Below are 19,695 nucleotides of genomic sequence, written 5' to 3'. Positions count from 1 at the left end.
ACGCCAAGGCCTGAGGCATCACACTTCCATATTCACGATCACGGATTGGACTATCGTTCTGTGGGCAAGCGCAGTGGACTGCACTCGTCTTCCTCGGAAAGCTCGGCAAGCGCCAGGCTGCGGCGCGCAGTGCGTTTGGCCAGATACTCCAAAAGCCCGTCCAGCTTCGTCACCGCCTTCATGCTGGCGCGATGATCGTTGCGGGCGGCCGACAGCTCTGTTTTGCGTCGCTGCTCGGTGACGCCGGCCATTTTCTCGTTTTCCCGAAGTTTTTCGGTTTGCCTGGCGGCGTTCTCGAACTGTCCCTGAAGTCGGTAAAGGCTGGCGGCCTTCACCGGTTGCCCGACAAGCGAAGCGAATGCTGCATCCTCAGCGTCGGCTGTGTGCTGCAGGTGTTCGCTGACCGCGGCGGCCGCCTCCCGAACCGCCCCGGCGGCCCGCTGCGCAGCGGCGTATCGCCTTATGACCAATTCGTTTGCGCGCTGTTCACCGTGGCGCCTGAGATCGCGCAATCGTGCGATCGTGTCACGATCTTTCATTGACGATCCCCCGCATGCGTTCGCGTGTCTGCTCGATTGTCTCGTGGGTGGCGGACGGCTGTCGCAGGAAGGCGTTGATGGCGTCGATCTTCGCCACCGCCTCGTCCGCCACCGCATCGCTGCCCTTTTCGTATTCGCCGACGCGCAGCAGCAATTCGACGTCGGCGTAGCGGGCGAGCAGCTCCCGCAAGCGGCCGGCGTCCGACCGATGCTCGGCCGGCACCACCGTGTCCATGAGGCGGCTGCGGCTGCGCAGCACATCGATGGCCGGGAAATGGTTGCGCTGCGCAAGCTCGTTCGACAGAAAGACGTGGCCGTCGAGAAGCGCCTGGATTTCTTCGGCAACCGGGTCCAGCGTGCCATCGCCCTCCAGAAGAACGCTGTAGAGGCTTGTAATGGAGCCGACGCGGCCAGGCCCTGAGCGCTCGAGCAATCGGGGTAGAACAGCAAAAAGCGAAGACGGGAAACCGCGACGCGTCGGCGGCTCGCCTGAAGCGAGGCCAATCTCGCGCTGCGCACGGGCAAACCGCGTGATGTTGTCCATTGCCAGCAGCACATGCTTGCCCTGGTCGCGAAAATATTCGGCAATGCTGGTTGCCACATAAGCGGCCTTGACGCGCTCGATCGCCGGGCGGTCGGAGGTCGCGACGACGATGACCGCGCGCGCCAGCCCTTCCGGGCCTAGCTGATGCTCGATGAATTCGCGCACTTCACGTCCGCGTTCGCCGACAAGCGCGACCACGGCAACATCTGCGTCGGTGCCGCTGACGATATCCGAAAGCAGGATCGACTTGCCGACGCCAGGCTCGCCGAAGATGCCGACGCGCTGCCCACGCGCGCAGGTGAGAAGCCCATCGAGGGCGCGGATTCCGAGCTGGATAGGCTCGGAAATCAAACTGCGCTCCAGCGGCGACGGCGGATAGGCGTTGACCGGATAGCTGCCGGTAATGCCATCCGGCGCAAGCGGCTTGCCATCCAATGGCTCGCCGAACGCGCTGATCACCCGACCAAGCAGGCCGGGCCCGACAGGCACCGTCTGGGTCTTTCCGGTCGCAATGACCTCGGTGAGGCTTGAAAGGCCGGTGAGATCGCCAAGCGGAACAAGGATCGCCATCTCGTCCATGAGCCCGACGACTTCCGCCTTGGTCGCCGTGCCGGTCCTGGGATCGAGGAGTTCGCAGATCTCGCCGATCCGAACCTCCTCCACGGTCGCGTGAATGACCGTGCCGGTGACCCGCCGTACACGCCCTTTCCTCGGTCGGCTGGCATCTTCACGCAGGCCGGAACGCAGGTTCGGAACGATCGATGCGAGGCGGCTCTCGAGCTTGGTGGCGGGACTTGTCATGCCGCCGCCTCGGCCTTTGATGAAATCGCAGCGGCAATGGCGTTGAGCTGTGCCTCGATGCTGGCGTCGATGACGGCAATGTCGGTCGAGAGGATGCAGGCGTCCGTCGCCAGCGTATCGTCGGCGTCGATCTCGATCGTCATGCCCAGGTCGCTCTCGCGCAGGACCGCGTTCAGTTCGTCGCGAACCCTGTTGACGGAAGCAGGATGAAGTCGGACTTTTAGATATTTGGCGCGGCGAATGTCAGTGACGGCCTGCGCAGCCGCCTTGGCGACCAGCATGCTCGCGTCGAATTCTCCCAGCACTCGCCTGACCACATCGAGAGCCAGAGTGATGATTTCGGCTTCCAGCCCACCGAGATAGCGATCGACCTTGACCGCGGTCTCGCTCACCAAACGCGCGGCATCCGCGTCGCCTCGCGCCTTGCCATCTTCATAACCCTGCGCATATTCGGCCGCATAGGCTCGCCGCGCGGCGTCACGCAACTGCTGCGCATCACGCCTGGCTTCGTCGAGAAAAGCGTGCCCATCCTGCCAGGCGCGTGCCTCGGCGGCGCGCAGGATGCGGGCGACGGGGCGCCTCGGCACGGCAGTGGTCACTTTGTCCGGTTCGACCATATCGACTAACCCATCGCCCGTCGAACAATCGCCGGACCAGCTTCGGCAAATGGTTCGGCTGTCGGCTGGTCAACAAGCGCATGCGGCATCAGCTTGAGGCGGACCCGCATGCTCGTTTCGCCCGGCATCGCCTGACACCAGGCGCCAAGGCAACGCAGGCCGTCGGCATGGACACGACGATCAATGTCATCCAGGGGCTCCAACGGCTGCATTGGGCCGGCCAGATCGCGGTTGGCGACTGCGAAAGCGCAGATTTCCGCGCCGAGCGCTGCCTGCAACGCGGCAGCCTGGCGTCCATCAATGACGGCGGCCAGACTGCCGGCCCAGTAGATCGCGCCGGCGCGAAGCGCAAGTTCCTCCAACTCCTCACCCGACGACAAGGCAATCGCCAGGTCTGTCTCATCGGCTGGTTGGTTGGAGACGGCGCCGCTGAGGCCGTAACGCTCGAGCAGAAGCACTGACAATCGCTGATGCAGGCGCTGCGACCGCAACATGCGCTCGCAGGCAGCCTCGCCGATCGTGCCGTCAAAGCATTGCGCCAGCCGGGCCGCATCCGCATAGAATGCGGGATTGGACATGAATGTCTGCCATTCCGGGCTGCTGGCAGTTCGCTTCGAGCCGGTCTGGATCATGTCTTCTTCACCGGCATGGCCGAAGCGTCGAGCGCATAAACGCTGGGTCGTCGATACCACTGGACGTAAGCCAGGCGGGCAGCCAGCGCTGCTATAGCCGCCATCATGCCGTAAAACAGCCACATCGCGGCGGCGACGCTGTCGCGATGCAGCCAGAGGCCGAGGAACGTCGTGAAACCTGGCTCGCCGGTTGCGTGCTCGGGAACCGCCGCAGTCACCGGAATGAGCGTGACCGATACATTGTCATAAGTCAGCCCGGCGATGCCTTTGGCCACCAACATCTTGACCTGAGGGATCAGCTCATTCATCGGAACGGATGCGCGATGCCGGATGAAAACGGAGGCGGACGATGGGACCAGCCGCTGTCTCAGCGGATCGTTTTCCGGCAGGACGAGATGAACGCGCGCGGAAAGCACGCCGTCGATGTCCGAAATCGTCTGCGACAGTTCCTGGCTCAGGCCATAAATCATCGTCGCACGCTCTTCGACCGGCGAGGATACCAGCCCGTCGCGCTTGAACACCTCGCCGAGCGTCTGGAATTCCTGTTTGGGCAACCCGCTTTCGTCGAGAATCGCCATGGCTTCGGCGAAACGGTCCTTCTGTACGGAAACCGTCATTTTGCCGTCCTTGCCCGCCTCGCGTTGGGCCGGGATGCCATGACGCATCAGCGTGGCCACGATCTCGTTGGCCTGCCGCTGGTTGAGGTCGGAATACAGCTCAACCGAGCACGCCTGGAGCACAAGCATGCTCACCACGACGAGCGCGACGCGGCACCGGACGCCGCATCGATTCAATAGTGTCGACCGCCGCGGCAAGGATATCGTGTGCACGAACACTCCGTAGGCTTACTGTTGCTTGATCAGAGTGCTGGTGGACGACGTAACGGCCGTTACGCTGCTCGTGACCACTTCGAGATTGGCGGCTGCCCACATCACCGAAATGGATCGTTCGAGCAATTGCTCGGCATTTTTTGCGGTGGCGTTTTCGTCTTCCTTGCCTGACGCGGCCTTGCCTGACGGGGCGGTCTTGGCGGCGCCATCCTGCATGGCGGCCGTTTCAGCACTCACGGTGGCATTTGCCTGGGGGGCGTTTGCCTGGCCAAGGGCCTTCTGGACCTGCTGCATGGTCCCTTCCAGCGACTGAACCGCAGAACCGAACAATGCAGACGGATCCGTGAGCGCCCCGCCCCCAGCCTTCTCCACCTCGGCCAGATAGTCGAACAGCTTGTGTTCGGCGATCGGCTCGGTCTTTTCCAGTTTGGACGATTGTCCGGCCATCGCCGGATTGGCTCCCGAAGACGACTGCGCCACCTGCTGGCCTGCCCGCGCGGCGACATCACCGCGTTCAGGCATACTGACCTTCGCGGCATCATGTTTTTCCTGATTGGCACCCACCATCCGGTTACCCGGCTGCGCTGTCGTGCCGGCGGTGATCTGCTGCTGCGAAGCCATGCTGGTGGTCAAGTTCGCCAGCGTGGCTTCCAGGGCTCCAATCGGCGCGATTTGCATGAACCTGCCCTCCTGCTTGCTTAGTTCGGTTTGCCGGAGGGAACATTCTGCGCCTCCGCCTGCCTGCCGCGGAAAACGCGGACCGGAACAACTTTGCCAACATCCTGCTTCGCGCTCGGCGCCGCAGGAACTCCCAGTGTTTTCCTGACAAGTTCGACATAGGACGGCGGCCCCGATACCGAGACAACATCGTCCTGCCTGGACACCTTGATCGGAAACTTCGGGTCGACGACGCCCAGCCGCGAAAGCCGATCTTCCGCGCCGGCAGCCGTGTTGGCATCAAGCGCGATCATTTCCGTCCGGACCTCAGCTTCGGTCGCGACGTTCATGACGATGCCATCGAAATGCCAGACCAAGCCGTAACGATCGCAGATCTCTTGCAGGAACTCGCGCGCCGTCCCAACCGGCATGCCGGCGCTTAAACGACCCTTTACGAGTTTGCTGACACGCATCGGCACGCGCATGTTGCGGCCCAGCTCGACCAGCGCATCGGCCACCGACTGATCGACGGTGATGTATTTGTACGGGCCGGCAGGCCAGCGCGGTTCGGCAGCGTTGGCCGGCGACGAGGCAAGGCCGAACGCCAGGATCATCGCTAGACCGCAGGCGGCGAAAGCAGCCCTGGCTCCCAACCGATCCGCATGGCAGGTGTCGCGTCCCGTCAACATTGGTCCTATCGCAAAGGGACGCACGAGCGATGGCCCGCGTCGCTGGTTGAATGGTTTACCCGCCGATTCACTCTATCGTGCACATTGCTGAATTGGAAGTCCAATTGGAATGCGCACGAGCATTTGGTGCCAAACGTTGCGAACCGCTTGCAAAGCGATATGGTGCGCGCTGGAATCAGGTGATCGCCAGCTGGACGCCTGGATGCAGAAGAGAGATCGGGCTTGGCGGCAATCATGATTCTGCTTGCGAACTTGCCTGTTCCCGTCAAGGTTGCGGGACGCAAAGTCCGGGTCACCCGGCGCCTTAACCAGAGGTTGCGTGCATTTCTGATCACTGTCCTATCGATTGCCGCCATCGCGCCGGCGCAGGCCCAATCGAATAGCGGTTATGACCCACGCCGCTGGACTTACGATCCGGCAAGAAATGTGCTGGTCTCCCCTTCCGCTCCCGACCAGCCTTCCGATGCACAAACCCGGCGCGACTGGTCGGCAATCCCGAGGGAGATCGTGCATTTCAGCGAGGCTCAACCGAAAGGATCGATCGTCATCAGCACCACGGAGCGGCGGCTTTATTACATTTTGGGCAACGGCAGGGCGTTGCGATACGCGGTGGGGGTTGGAAAGGAGGGTTTGGAGTGGTCCGGCCGCGACACGATTTCGAGCAAGAAGACTTGGCCGGATTGGCGGCCGCCGGCCGAAATGCGATCCAGAGAAGCGTCAAATGGCCGCTTCCTGCCTGCCCATGTCGAGGGAGGACCGAACAATCCGTTGGGCGCGCGCGCATTGTATATCGGCAACACGCTTTATCGCGTCCACGGCACCAACCAGCCATGGACCGTCGGACAGGCCAACTCCTCCGGTTGCATTCGCATGACCAATGACGACGTCATCGATCTTTATGACCGCGTGAAGATCGGCAGCCAGATCATTGTGCGGCATTGATGGCCGTTCCCGAAAGCCGCAAATGAGTGATTCCCAGTCGTGATACCTTTCAACATCAAGCAGCTCGAAACCTTTCTCCTGGTGGCGACCTTCGGAAGCTTTCGCAGGGCGGCTGAACGCCTGAATACCACACAGCCGGCGGTGTCCACCCGAATTGCCGGGCTGGAGGAAGCGCTTGGCGCCAAGCTGTTCGAGCGGCAGAGCAGCACGGTCAGGCTGACCGCCGAGGGACAACGGCTGCTGCCGCCTGCCCAACGGGTCCTGCGCGTCGCCGAGCGGCTGCAGCTGATGGCCAGTTCTCTGTCAGAGACTTCAGAGACGACCAGGGTGCTGAGGCTTGGGGTCGCCGAAACGATCGTGCACACCTGGCTGCCGGATTTCCTCACGGCACTGAAGGCAAACTTTCCGCTTGTCGATACCGACATCGTCGTCGATGCGACGACGACCCTTCGCAACGAACTCATGTCACACCGGCTCGATCTTGCGGTGCTGATGGGCCCTGTCCTGGAGTACAGCATCGAGAATATCGAGATGCCGTCCTTCCCGCTTGTCTGGGTCTGCTCGCCGCAATTGGAATTGCCCAACCGGCGCAAGGTGACGCTGAACGACCTGATGCAGTTTCCGATCATCAGCTACGCCCGCACCACGCGACCCTACAGCGAACTCTACCGCAAGCTCACCGGCGAATTCGAAGAGACGCCGCGCATCTTTCCGGCCAATTCCCTGGCCGCTTCGATCACAATGACACTCAACGGGATCGGCATAGCCTCGCTGCCCGAGGGAGTCGTCCAGGACTATCTCGCAAGCGGAAAACTGCGCATCGTCGAATGCGAATGGCATCCGTCCGACCTGCAGTTTACCGCCTCCTACTCTTCCGAACCCTCCAATCCGATAGCGGAGCGGGCGGCTAAGCTGGCCGGCTGCGTTGCGCATGCCTATGCTGCGAGAACCGACAAGCTCAGGCCCGCGGTTTCTCAGCCGACCAAGGTGGCCGGCAGGTAGATGCGGTCGCCCGAGAAGATCACATCCGGGCTCAGTATATGATCCATGTTGAGCACCACCGTCTCGGCCACATCAGCGGAATGGGTCCTGGCGATCAGGCGAATGCTGTCGCCGTTCTTGACCTCGACCCACTGGTAGCCGTCTTGCTCCAGCGTTGGATTGGTGCGGCCCGCAGGATTGCTGCTGCCGTCGGGATGCGCCTCGACATGGTCGGCGGAAACCCAGCCGCTATGCATTTCGCCGTCCGGCCCGAAACCTTCGACCGGTATCCAGGCCTCGCCTGACTGATCGGTCGAAGGCTTCGCGGTCTGCTCGACGAATGTCCCGGGTTGCAGAACCGTCACCACAGTCGACTCCTCGTCAGGCTGGGTCCGCAAGTTCAGGCCGTCATCGGCCAGCACGACAAGTTGTGGGAAATCTTCCGGTGGGATCTGCGGCGCGTCTGGCACATCCGAAGGATCATCGGGTTGCTGGGACGAGGCATCGCCATCCGGTTTTTTCGGATCGGCTGGAGGGGCCGGCTTTGCGGCCTCCCAAGGCTCCGCGAGCAGGGCGTCCAGCGAGAAGAGAAGCATTCCAACACCGAAGGTGATGCCGAGAGTCCACCGATCCCATGCAGCCCATTTTTTGTCGGACTTTTCCGCCGCTGCGATATCAGCATCGGTTCGAGGCACTGAACGGCTATTGATCCGGTCCGTCCTTCTGGCCGACGCGTAGAATTCCGCGCAGCCGAACGTGAACATGGTGCCGGCGACAGTGGCGATCGGCGCCGGCCAAGACTGCACCGTATAGAAGGCGCAGCCAAGCACATAGCCGGGTCCAGCCAGATATTCGGCCAGGTTTCGGATCACCGGCCTGCCGGTGAACGTCTGCAGCATCGACTTCGTGCCATAGACGATGTTGCCGACCGTGAACGTGCTGTTGACGACAAGATCCTTACCCTGGATCATCCCGGTCGCGGCGCCTGGCGCTGCGGCAATGAATGTGGCTCCGCCGAGCGCGTTGAGGAACCGCCCAAACGGCTTGTGACTTGCGGTTGCGTTGGGGAAGAGCGCCTGCGCCCCGAAAACGACGCCTCGCACGCCAAATGCCACCGCTCCGGCGGTGGCGGTCCAGGTTGGCGGCAGCGAGCTCCACAGCATGTAGGACGTGCCCGCCATGGTGCCGAAGGTGTCCAGCGCAGCCTGATATTCATTGGTCCGCGAATAAACCAGCGCGCCTTCCACAAGTGTCCGCTGATCCGGCGTCATCGAATTTTTGTGGGTTGCCCGAAATGTCGTCAGCTGCAGCACCGAGAGCGCATTGGTCTGATCCACGCTCATCCACTCGAACTGCTCAAGCGTGAACTTGCGGAACTGGCCGGGACTCATTTCCCCGTACTGTTTTGGTGTCACCGCTTCGATCTGCAGCTGGGTCATGGCTTCAGTGTGGTGGATCGTGAAGGCACCCCATTGATCGCGGGTCAGCACCGGAATCTGCTTCTCGGTCAGCCACGGCACCTGCTTGGGATCGAGCTTGGCCACGTCCACGGAATCGATCACGGTTTCGGAGATCGCCGGAACCTGGCGCTCGGTGAAGGTCTTCAGCAATCCGGCCTCGCCCAGATCCTTGAATTGCTGTGACGTGAACTTCGCGACCTGGCTGGGCTTGAACCATGGACCCTGACGCGCTTCCAACTTCGACATGTTGACCAGCTCGACCATGTCTCCTTTTATCGCCTGCAACTGTGGTTTCGTCAGGTGAGGCGTCAAACCGGTCTTGCCGAAATCCCGGAACTGCTGGTCCGTCACATTCCGGATGTGGCCCTCGGTCAGCCAAGGAATCTGTTTCCCGTCGAGGCCAGCAATATTGACCTGGCCTATCTTTGCCTTCGGGATACCGCGCAATTGGCTTTTGGTCAGATAGGGCAGCAAGCCGGCCTGATCCATGTCGCGGAACTGCTGTTCCGTCAGCTCGGCCACCTGCTCGCGCTTGAGCCATGGAATCTGGGTCGGCTGGAAATCGCCCATGACGAGATCTGGCACCTGGTCAAGCGGGGTCGCTCTGACGCCATCTCGGGTGAGCGGTCCATTGTTCGGAGCGGGTTGGCCCTTGTTTGCTGGTGCGGCAGCGCGCGGTTCACCCACGACGTGCGATGCGTTGGATGCAACATCGCCTTCGTGGCCCGGCGCGACATTCGCTGCCTGATATGCCGCGTCCGCGAAATGTCCGTAGTAGTCTGCGTAGGTGCCGCCGTCCGCAATGCTCGGCTCCATACTCCCGTAGAGCGCCGCCATCTCGTGGACAGCCTGGGTGCGGTCGATCTCGCCGGCGGTGAAGCGGTCATAGATATCGGCCTGCGCCTGGTCGGCTCGCAGCGCGAGATTCGGCTTGCCGCCGTTGGCAGCAAGCTCATCGGCTACGATGTATTGAACCAGCGCCGCTTCGCCCTCCGACTTCAAGCGGGCGTCTACGTTTGCGTCCCGATGGGCTTGGCGGTTCGCGAAGTCCTGGGGCAGCACGTCGATCGGGGCGTCGGTCACATGCGACAGTTCATGGCTAAGCGCATCGACGAATCCGGCAACGACCGCGTCCTTGCCCGTGGCCGGCGTGCGGAACATATCGGCATCCACGGAAATCACGTCGAGCGATCGGTCCAACCCTGATCCGGTTGCAGTCAGATCCTGTTCCAGGCTCGGATCGAAAATCCGCAGATCGCGCCGCGCCGGATTGACGATGCGCACGCCTTTCGCGTGGGCATTTCGCAAGAGTTCCATCATCTCGGGCGACCGGCTGACCTGATCGGCAAGATCGGCCCTCATCGCGGTCATCTCGGGCATGCCAAGATCCTGCTGGATCATATCGTCCAGCATGCTCGATGCTTCCTGGCGGTTGGCCGCAATTTCAGCTTGTGTCAGCGGTTTTGCCGTAGACGGTCCCCACGACCCTTCAGCCGCCGGGCCCTGTTCCCGTCGCGGCGCCGGACTCCTGGGCACAATCGGGCCGTCGCCCGCCGGGGCCGGCGCGATGTCCGGGGGCGGCGAATTGTGCTTCACGTCCTGCTCGAGCAGCCGGTTGAGGTAATGCGCCTGCGTGGGCGTCAGTTCACTGCGGGCCTGCTGGTCCAGCTGTTGCCGCAACGCTTTCCATGCTGGCCGGCTCATGCCGTCTGGCCGTCCGCCGGCGAGTTGGTCCGGATATGGCGCCGCGCCCAGTTCCGGGAACACATCCAGCACGCGCTGACCAGCGAACCTCAAATCGCCGTGCGGCGATGCCGCAACCTCGGCGAGATAGGCGTCGAGATGCTGCAGAACGTCCGGCGTCAGTTGCCCCCCCGAAGTCTCCAGCGCCGAGAAAACCTTTTGCGCGCCTTCGGAGGATCCGGGATGGGCGCGGGCGGTACGGGCATGCGGGACGACATCCTTCCTCACCGAGCCGAGTTCCACCGTCGTTAGCGGCAATGGCCCATAGTTCACGGCGAGACCGGCGCCGTGGTCCGTGCGGTCCAGGCGGTTGAGCGGCCCGGCGCCCGTCTCGCGCGGAACGCCCTCGAAGGCGGGGCTGCCGCGCCAGGGTTCCTTGCCGCCTCCCAAGGGCGCAATGAGGTTGTAGTTGCGGAAGAGCAGACGATCCTCGAAACCAGGCACCTTGCCTTCGGAGCTATAGTGGCTGGCGCCACCTCTCGCGGCCTCCTCCCAGAAAGAGGCTGCCCGTCGGCTGAGCGGGCCAGGCTCCCTCTGGGTATATCCCGGCCGGCCGCCTTCGCCGCCGAGATAGCGCAGCGTGCGATTGACGTAGGTCCCACTCACAGAGAAGCCAGCGATGGATAGTGAAACGCCAGTGGCTTTTTCGCTCTGGAACGTGTTCTTCGACAGCATCGGCGCCGATGCGACCCACTGGGCGGAGGGAGCCGCCGCCTCGTCATAAGCGAAATTCGGCCGGTATCCATTGACGAAAAGTTTCTGGCCGTTCGCGTCGTTGGGGTGGACCGGGAGCAGGAAACCGGTGCCGTCCGGGCCATTGTTCTTCAGGCTGAGCTCGCCATAGACCTGCCGGCTGGGCAGCGGCACTTTGAGGCCGACGCCGAGCATCGATCCGCCGAGACTGATCGTGCGGCCGTCGGGGCCGAGGATCGCCCCGGCAGCCAGGAGGGCGCCGTTGGTCGCCACGTCGTTCAGCAAGGGGCCGCCCACGACATTGGCTTCGTGTTCCTGCAGGAACCAGGAAACAGTGGCGCGGTCGGACCGCCAGACCCCTTGCGCATCGGTGAAGAATGTCGGGGCGCGCCAAGAACTCGCCTTGTCGGCATCCAGCAACCGTTCCAGCAGGACGGGCACCTCGCTGTTGATCTCGGTCCCGGCCTTGGGCTTGCTTGCGGGCAGCGCGTTCTCCAGTGCGCTCGCGAGCGACTGCACCGCGGGATCCGCGGATTTCTGCTGGTTGGCGGCGTAACCGCGCATCTCTCGCCAAAGATATCGCGTCCAGGTGTCGTGGCCGGACAGAACCTTTTTATTGTAGCGGCCTTCCGGCGAAAGGTCGCCGGCGAGTTTGAACGAAGTCTCCGGCTGGAGCTTCGGACCGTAGACCCAAGTGCTGCCACTGTCGGCTTGCAGGACCTGCATGAGCGCATCCTGCTGCGCGGCGGTCACCGCCTTGCCGGACTTAGTGGCGCGCCCCTTGAAAAACGGCGAAGCGGCATTTGCCGCGGCGGCGAGGTCCGGGTCGGTGGAGCGTGACGCAGTTTTGAGGTAATCGCCGACGATGCCGCGGCCGGCATCGGTCCAGCCGGCTTCTCCCGGCAGCGCCCCGGCGGTAAGGAACTGCTCGCCGCCGGTCAGCCTGGCGTCGGACGACAGGCCGAGTTGGTCGATCACTTCTCCCGGCGACAGATGCGGCAGCTTGCCCTGTGCGCTGAACACCTGGAGGGTCGTCAGGCCGTTCTTCGAAAGCTGGCCGGCCGGCTTGGAGCCGGTGAACAGGCTGTTACGGTCGGCGTTGAGCATTTCGCCAAGCGCATGATGCTGAGCCGGCGTCATCTCCGTGCCGGACTGAGGCAGGCTCCTGCCGCCGAGCTGCACCCTGGTCATGGTCACCGCATCGCGGACGACAGGATCGCTGGAACGTTCGAGGGAATTGAGGTAGTCGCCGACGAGTTCCAGCTGCTCGGGCGTCCATGTCGGCGCGGGCGTCGCCGCATCGTCGGGAAGCGCCGGCAAGGTCGTGGCCAGGGTTTCGCCGAGCGCCGAGCGACGGCTGACTTCCGGATTGTCGGCAGGTTTGAACGTATGGACTTCCCGTGCCGGGGTGTTGACCCTGAGCTGGCCGTTCGGCGTGGTTATCGAACCGCGCTTGGCGCGCTCGACGGTCTTGCCGGAACCCAAATAGCCGGCCTCCGTGGCATGCTCGCCCAATGGGACGATTTCGGGGACGATGTCGCGGGTCATGCTCGCCTGCGGGCCGGCGACGACGACCTTGGCCGGCCGGTATTTGCCGTCGGCCTCGACATAGATGTCCTGTCCGGCGGTGACGCCGTCCTGCGCAACCGGCCGGTGATAGATGCTGTCGACCAGTTCGCCGAGCTTCGGATAGTCATAGCGCGGTTCGGTATTCAGGTAACGCGTGCCGATGCGCCGCAGGCCGGCTTTGACTGCGTTGAACGTCTGGCCGAAGCTGTACGGGTTTGACGAGCGATTGTTGATGACCGGCGTGCCGTCGGGGCGAACCGGGCTGGGGTGACCGGTGTCCGTCACGGCCGGTGGCTCGGTGCGGGCGTTCGGATCGGCTGTCCAGCGGCCATCGGCGCCGAGATAAAGCACCGGCAAGGAAGGGTCTAGCTCGACTAGAGCCGGCACCGGCTCCGGCGCGGCCGTGATCGCCTTGGGTTCGGGTATGGCGACAACCCGCTGCCCTTCCGGCAGGTTGAAATCGACGAGCATCTCGCCGGTATGGCGGTTGCCGACAGTGTAGCGCATCAACGGCCGGGTGCCTTCGGCACCACCTTCCGACGGCTTCGCTCCGGAAGGGCTCGGCGTGCTGGTGAACGTCTTGGTCGCCGGGTCCCAGACGAGCCGCATGCCGGTGTCGGCCGGGCGCGACGTTGCGTCGCCGCGGGCCGGCGGAACCACAATCGGATCGCCGTCGGCGGGGACATTCTGCTCACGCGCTGCCTGGGCGTCTCGGTCGCCGGGATTTTGGGGATCGCCGCGCTCGCCCGGGGCACTCGGCGCTTCGTCGTGGACGTTGACAACCGTCCCCTCGATAACGGGATGGCTGGGATCGTGGAAGACCAGCTTGTCGGTCGGGCGATGGACGCCGTCGGCGCCTTGCTCATGCACCACCATCGGCCGCGACGATTGTCCGTCGCCTGATGGATCACCCTTGCCGCCCGCAGGTGGCGGCGGGTTCGGCCCGTCGGACTCACCGGCCGGCAGCGCCCGCGGACCGGTTGGCCGGTTAGCTCCGTGCGTGCTGTCAAAACCGTCCCGGGCGCCGAAACCGGCTCCCTGCTGGCCGGATGTTTCGCCGGCCACATCGCCGTCTATGATGATCTCGTTCGGATCCGGCATGACCTGCTCGCCGGTGGGCGTGTAGACACCGTCAGGGCCCATTTCGTAGACGGCCCGCGGTTGCTGCCCCGATTCCGGTCCGCCAGGAAAACTGGCCGACGCATGAGGTCCACCGCGAGTTCCGCCTGCTCCTGGCATGTTGTACAACAGCGAGCGGCCGCCCAGGCCTGTGCCGACAGTGCCGACGCCTATGCCCACGATTGCGTTGGCGAGCTCGAGCACATTCATATCGCCCTCATGCACCAGCGCCGCCAGATCTTGCAGCGATTTGCCGAGCAGCGGAACACCGGTAGCCACGGCGGCGGCATCGAGGTCCCATGCTGCGGCGGGCAGCTTGCTGCCGCTTTGCATGAACGCCGAGACCTCATCGGCATACTTGGCCTTGTCTACCTTCACCTGGAATTTGCCGATGCCCCAGCTGACCTCCTTCATGTGGGTCATCCCGAAGCCGCCCGCGAAAGCCTGGCGCCCGGACAGGCCGGTCTTTGCCAGGCCGTACGTGCGCAGGGCGCCGGCGCCCACGGGCAGGAATGCGGTTACGCCGGTCGCGACATTCCAGGCCGACTGGCTGTCGAAGTCGCCGCCCTGCAGGAGGTGATCACCCTCTTTGATCAGAGCCTTGCCGCCAAGGATTGAACCCGCGCCGACGGCGATGGGAATGGCCCATTGGCCGCCCGGCACGAACGAGACAATGGTTGCGGCGCCCGCCAGAAGGCCCAAGCCTATGTCGCTGGCCTTGTCCCAGAAATCCACTTTGCGTGCGTCGGCCACTTCGAGTTCGTCGAGCGAAAAGCCATCCTTGCCGAGCGACATGTCGCCGCCCTTGGCCATGACCAGGTTGCCTTTGTCGCTGAACAGGCGATTCTCGTGCTGGAATTCGTCGAAGCTGCTGTAGTATTTACCAGCACTGTCGACATAGCCGGCCTCGTTGCCTCCGTTCTTGATCGCGAACAGGGCAGTCGATGATTCCACCCCGCCATCAAGCGAGAAGATCGGCACGATCTTGACCTCGGCGTCGTCGCCGGCGCGGTCGGCGATTTCGTCGACGACCTTCTCGACTCCCTCGCTCGATGGATCGAGGCCAAGGGTCTGCGCAACCGTACCGCTGAGTTCGCCGGGCGCATAGGGCTTGTATTCACCGGTGAGTCCGGATTCATAAAGGTTCTCGAACCGCACCCGATAGCCAGCCATCGCCTGATCCTGGCGTTCTTCAAAATACTGGTTTTTGAGTTTCGCCTCGTGCTCCTCCGAACCATATTCGAGAAGCTTGGGTTGGCTTGCCGAGAAAGCGTACCAGTCGCGCCCCGCCACCATCGCCGGCCGCACGTTTTGTTCCCAGTCCTCCAATCGGTCCTTTTGGGTTTCCGCCTGGTCGCGATTGATTTCCGCGGCGGCGACTTCGGGGGACACCCACAGCTTCTGGCCGTCCATCTCGATCTGGACCGACTTGCCGCTTTCGCCGATAGCGCCCGGCCCCTGCGCTTCGTAGGCCGCGGCAACCTCCGGCGCGACCCACATGTCGCGGCCGCCCACCGTGACCTTCACCGCCGTCTCGCCCGGCTTTAGCGTGCCAGCGGGCGCCTCGACGGTCCCCGGCCCGTGGTCGGTGATCGCCTGGTCGCGCGCCGCCGCCGCGTCGACGAGCGCAGTCCTCGCGTCTTTCAGTGCGGCATCAAAATTGTTGACCTGGACGTCGACAATCTTCGACCTAGCCGCGTCCAGCGCCGATTGCGATCCGTTTGCATTGGGTGTGCATACCGGCGCCGACGACGTGTCCGTCGAGGCCAGCATCTCCTGCCACTGCTTGTTGAGCGGATCGTCGCGGAAATCCTGCCTGATGCCGTCGTCGTTGAGGTCGTATGTCAGGGCGGATTTATGGACGTTGGTGTCATCGCCGTTCTCGTCGGTGAACGTGGCGTTCTCATAGACGGTCACGACAAAGAGCTGGCCGTTCTCCTCGACAATGTCCTGCGACAGGATCTTGCCGGTAAACTCGCCGCGGCCATTGGTAAAGCCTTTCCAGTCGAAATGGTGCGGGTTTCGTTCCCGCGCCTGCGCAAGCAGTTGCTGCTTGAGAGGCTCCATGGTCACGGCAAGATCCGCCGCCGCTTTCTGCGCAATCCCATACTGCTGATATGCCTCGGCCAAGGTCACCTGCTTGGCCGCGCCCTCCTGGAGCGTCTGCAGACCTGCAAGCCGCTCTTCGATGGCCGTGTATGCGGGGGTTCCGGGCTTGGCATCGGTCAGCTTCAGCTCGAGCTCGGTCGAGGCGACCAGCTGGTCGACGGTGGCCTTGTTGCCATTGGCGGTGTGCAGCGCCGAATCGACAAGCAGCTGGGCGACCCCGGCATGCTCGGCCCTGGCGTCCTGGTTTGCTTCCTCCGCGCTGGGACTACCCGGGCTACTGACGGAATCCTGGTTGGGATCGCTGATCGCCGGCAGGTCGACCTGTTTGGCGATGGCGTCGAGAAGGCTCTGCTGACCCGCCGCGTACTCGTCCGTGGCCGTGGCGGCAGCTTCGAGCGCGCTGTTGGCGAGGCTCAGCCGTTCCTGCGCTTCGGCCAGCGTACCCTTGGGTTCGGTCGGCTTCAACTCCAGCCCATAAGGCGCCAATGTGTCGTCGAGCGCCGCTTCGGCGGCTTCCATGGCCCCCTTGTAGGCGGGATCGAGTGCGTAGACGTCGAGCTGCGCCTGGCTTTGCACGGTATTTGCCTGCGCCTCGCCGTGGCGCGACACAGCGACATTCTCGGCCGCGATCGCCTTGGCCACCTCCGGATCGAACCACTGCCAGGTCCCGTCCACCATCAGCGGCACCCAGTTGCCGCCTGATGGCGCGGTTGCTGACGGCGGTTCGCCGAACGGGCCGACCGATGTCGGCGTGCCCTCGAGCTGCGGCGTGGCGGGGACCGGCTTGCCATAGGCTTCCATCGCAGCGACCACGGCCTGCTGTTTTTCAAGCGCGTCTGTGGTCAGCTCCGGCGTCGCCCCGCCGAACATGCCATCCAGCGCCGTCTTGACTATCTGGTCTTCCTTGGCCTGCTGCGGGTCACTGCTGTTCGGGTTGATGTCCAGCAGCAGCTCGGCCAGCGCCTGTTGCGCGGTGCCGGCGGCGATATCGGTGACGGCGCCGGTCGCAGCGTTGGTCAGCGTGATCTTGCCGTCCGGCGACGTGGTCATCGTGTAGCCGTTAAACGTCACATTGACGGTGGTCCTGGTGGCGCCGTCGATCACCACCGTCTCGCCTGGACGAATAAGGTCGGGGTCGCGCGGCGTGGTGAACAGTTCCGGATTGCTTTTGGCGAGATCGTCCAGCGTCACGCCGTTGGCCTCGGCGATGTCGCTCAGATTGTCGCCCGGCTTGACGTCGTAGTCGATCGGCTCGCTGTCGTTCAGCGTCTCGACGACGGTCTCGGTGCGTCGGCCATCCTTGTCCACGACGATCGTCGTCTCGGTGTTTTTGCCGGGGTCGACGATGGTCGTGGTCTCCTCGCCGGTCTCGGTGTTGCGCTCGGTCTGCGTAGTCACGCCGTTGCCGTCGACCATGTTGGTCGTCTTGGTGCTTCCCTCGGTGACCGTCGCCGAGCGCGAACCGTGGTGGTAGTCGTTGTTGTAGGTGGCGGTCCTGCCGGTATTCGGATCCGTGACGACGATCTGCAGGGTCTCGCCAGGGTCACCGCCCTGCGTCACCTCGAGGCCGGCGGCGTTCATTTCGGCGATCACCTGCTCCGGCGTGAGACTGCTCGCCTCGGCGATCTCGTCAATGCTTTTGCCGGCGGCAAGCTGTTCCTCGATCGCCGCCACGCCCGAGCCGTCCGCCGCCTGCGATTGCGCCAGGGTGGTCACCTCGCCGCCCGGAGCCGTAACCGTGGTTACCGGCAATGCCGGGCCGCCGGCGGGCGTCACCGTCTGCACGGTCGAACCATTCGGCAGGTTGCTGGTGACGGTGACGGCGCCGTCACCACTGGTTTCGGTGGTTGTGGTTTCACGGGTCTGGGGATTGGTCGTGCGTTCGGTGACGGCGCCGTCGCCGAGATCGTCCACGAGCGTCGTCGTGATCGCGCCGGTCTGCGCGTCGACACTGGTGGTTTCCTTGCGGCCGAGATCGTCACGGATCGGCGATGACGTCGCCTGCATGCCGGGGCCGGTCTCCTGGGTGTAGTAGCCGCCGTGCTGATAATCCTGGTTTTCGGTGATCGTGCGGTCTCCGGCAGTGATCACCACCGTGCGGGTGTCGCCGTTGGCATGCTCGGTCGCTACCGCCGTCATGCCGCCGGCATTCAGAGCCGCCACCACATCCTCGGGAGCCACGCCCTGCTCGGCGGCGATGTTGTCGATGCTTTTGCCACCATCGATCGCCTTGAGGATGTCGTTCGCCTTAACTTCTGGCGCCTTGACTTCTGACGCCTTGACGTCCGGCGTCTTGACTTCCAGCGCCTTGACTTCCGGCGAAACGACGCCGCCGCCGCCGAGATCCTGCATCGCGAAAAGCGCTGGCGCGGCTGTGACGCCGCCGTTGGCCATGGTGACCGCGGCAGGCAGTTCCGGTCCTGGCTGCGCCGGCGGAGTCGGCTGCGGCGCCGGGGCAGTCGGCTGCGCCGTCGTCAGCTCCGCATTGACCTGCGTCAGCCGCTGGCGGGCGCCCGCGGCCGCGTCGACCTCGCCCATCCTGTTGGCGAGCCGGATTTCGTTTTGCAATTTCGTGGCTTCCGCCTGCAGCCGCGTAGTCTGCTCGGCTTGGGCCTTTGGATCGACCCTGGGCGGCGGCGGCGGCTTGACGGTGTTAATCGGGCGGATCATCAAACAACCTCCGGAGCCGGTCCAGTCCTGGTTCAGGCAGCCTGCCTGCCGTCAACGCCCCCGCGCCCGACAGTAGAAGCCCCGGAAGCTTACCGGGGCGGCTTCCAATAGATGCCGAAAGCAGCGAGTTGCTCTTCCGACTGTCTTACTCGTTCTGCAGCATTCACTTCAGACTGCGCAGCCGTAAGCGCCACCAGAATCTCGACGGCGGCGAACGCCGGCGCCATGCTGCGAAAGAACGACTGCGAATTTGCCGTAACGATGATGGTCTCGCGCGCGATGCGGGCCAGCGGCGACACGCTGCTATCAGTGATTGCCACCACGCCGACACCCTGCCTGGCCGACTGGCGCGCAACCTCGATCGTGGTGCGTTCATAAGGCGACATCCCGACAGCAAGCAGCACATCGCCGCGCCCCGCCCCCTGCAGGGCATCCAGGCCATGTCCGCCGATCTCGCCGACAAGCGTCACCTTGTGGTCGCCGCCGGCCAGAAACGACATGATGTGAACGAAGTGGCTGGCGACCGGATAACCGGAGCGCGAGCCGAGACCAAACAGATTGCGTGACCGTGCAAGGAGGTCGGCGGCGCCGATGAATTGCGAGGCATTGCCGTACTCACCCAGACTTGAAACCTGCGCCGCGAGCGTGTCGGCGACGACCCCTGCAGTCGAATATCCGGGAACGCCACCCTGGTCGGCACCGTGTCGCGCCGGCTCACCGGCGCCTGTCTCACGCAGCGCGCGCGCATAAAGGCTGCGCATATCCTCGTAGCCTTCAAGGCCAAGCCATCGCGCCAACCGCATCATCGTGCTGTGCGAAACGCCGGCCTGGTGCGCCTGCTCGCGCATCGACATCAGTGCGACATCCTTAGGATGATCCAGCACGAAACGCGCCGCCACCCGCAGTTGCGGCGGCATATTCTCGAAGCGCTCGACCAACAGCTCCGTCAAAGGACCTTGTTCCATTCTGCCATACCCCATTTCCCCCGACGGCAGGTTACTCCTCCTATGGTGGCAATGCAACAGTTGGAACCGAACTGGTTCATATATTCCAAGTGGACTTTCAATTTCGATCATGCTGCCTTAAGCTTGTTTCGCAAC

Annotated in this window: 11 protein-coding genes; 2 read left to right on the top strand and 9 right to left on the bottom strand. The window is 63.7% G+C overall.

Features of this window, described 5'->3' with window-relative positions; genetic code table 11:
• Positions 1–50: 50 nt before the first annotated feature.
• The 7 genes from AC0L2A_RS01850 to AC0L2A_RS01820 are packed head-to-tail and all read right to left on the bottom strand — an operon-like array spanning position 51 to position 5,309.
• Complete coding sequence (locus tag AC0L2A_RS01850; protein ID WP_473607272.1) at positions 51–539, bottom strand: hypothetical protein; 489 nt, start codon at positions 537–539, stop codon at positions 51–53.
• Positions 526–1,884 carry a FliI/YscN family ATPase gene (locus AC0L2A_RS01845; RefSeq protein ID WP_287327450.1) on the bottom strand — a complete coding sequence of 453 codons (1,359 nt, stop codon included), beginning with the start codon at positions 1,882–1,884 and terminating at the stop codon, positions 526–528. Before AC0L2A_RS01845 ends, AC0L2A_RS01850 begins: the two co-directional genes overlap by 14 nt.
• Positions 1,881–2,501, bottom strand: coding sequence for a type III secretion system stator protein SctL (sctL, locus tag AC0L2A_RS01840; protein ID WP_473607271.1), 621 nt, complete (start codon positions 2,499–2,501; stop codon positions 1,881–1,883). The genes AC0L2A_RS01845 and sctL overlap by 4 nt, the downstream gene beginning before the upstream one ends.
• 5 nt (positions 2,502–2,506) lie before the next feature.
• Positions 2,507–3,079, bottom strand: a complete 573-nt coding sequence (locus AC0L2A_RS01835) for a SctK family type III secretion system sorting platform protein (RefSeq protein ID WP_473607270.1) — start codon at positions 3,077–3,079, stop codon at positions 2,507–2,509.
• Between the two features lie 50 nt (positions 3,080–3,129).
• The gene (gene sctJ / locus AC0L2A_RS01830; RefSeq protein ID WP_473607269.1) at positions 3,130–3,963 is read right to left on the bottom strand and encodes a type III secretion system inner membrane ring lipoprotein SctJ; all 834 of its coding nucleotides are present in this window, start codon (positions 3,961–3,963) and stop codon (positions 3,130–3,132) included.
• 15 nt (positions 3,964–3,978) lie between these two features.
• Positions 3,979–4,641 (bottom strand): hypothetical protein, encoded by a 663-nt coding sequence (locus AC0L2A_RS01825; RefSeq protein WP_473607268.1) that lies wholly within the window; start codon positions 4,639–4,641, stop codon positions 3,979–3,981.
• A gap of 20 nt (positions 4,642–4,661) precedes the next feature.
• Positions 4,662–5,309, bottom strand: coding sequence for a type III secretion protein (locus AC0L2A_RS01820; protein WP_473607267.1), 648 nt, complete (start codon positions 5,307–5,309; stop codon positions 4,662–4,664).
• A 234-nt stretch (positions 5,310–5,543) separates the two neighbouring features.
• Between AC0L2A_RS01820 and AC0L2A_RS01815 the strand changes: the two genes are divergently transcribed.
• Both AC0L2A_RS01815 and AC0L2A_RS01810 read left to right on the top strand, forming a co-directional pair.
• On the top strand, positions 5,544–6,251 hold the full coding sequence (locus tag AC0L2A_RS01815; RefSeq protein WP_473607266.1) for a L,D-transpeptidase: 708 nt from the start codon (positions 5,544–5,546) through the stop codon (positions 6,249–6,251).
• 39 nt (positions 6,252–6,290) lie between these two features.
• Complete coding sequence (locus AC0L2A_RS01810; protein WP_091590151.1) at positions 6,291–7,253, top strand: LysR family transcriptional regulator; 963 nt, start codon at positions 6,291–6,293, stop codon at positions 7,251–7,253.
• On the opposite strand, the gene AC0L2A_RS01805 is transcribed toward AC0L2A_RS01810, so the two are convergent.
• Positions 7,226–18,595, bottom strand: coding sequence for a LysM peptidoglycan-binding domain-containing protein (locus AC0L2A_RS01805; protein ID WP_473607265.1), 11,370 nt, complete (start codon positions 18,593–18,595; stop codon positions 7,226–7,228). The genes AC0L2A_RS01810 and AC0L2A_RS01805 overlap by 28 nt on opposite strands.
• Before the next feature lie 89 nt (positions 18,596–18,684).
• Positions 18,685–19,545: a MurR/RpiR family transcriptional regulator gene (locus AC0L2A_RS01800; RefSeq protein ID WP_473607264.1), complete on the bottom strand. Its 861-nt coding sequence runs from the start codon at positions 19,543–19,545 to the stop codon at positions 18,685–18,687.
• Positions 19,546–19,695 lie beyond the last annotated feature (150 nt).

The organism is Mesorhizobium sp. WSM4844, from assembly GCF_055811775.1.
Note: the sequence above shows the minus strand (reverse complement) of the source record. Positions and strands in the feature narration are given on the sequence as shown.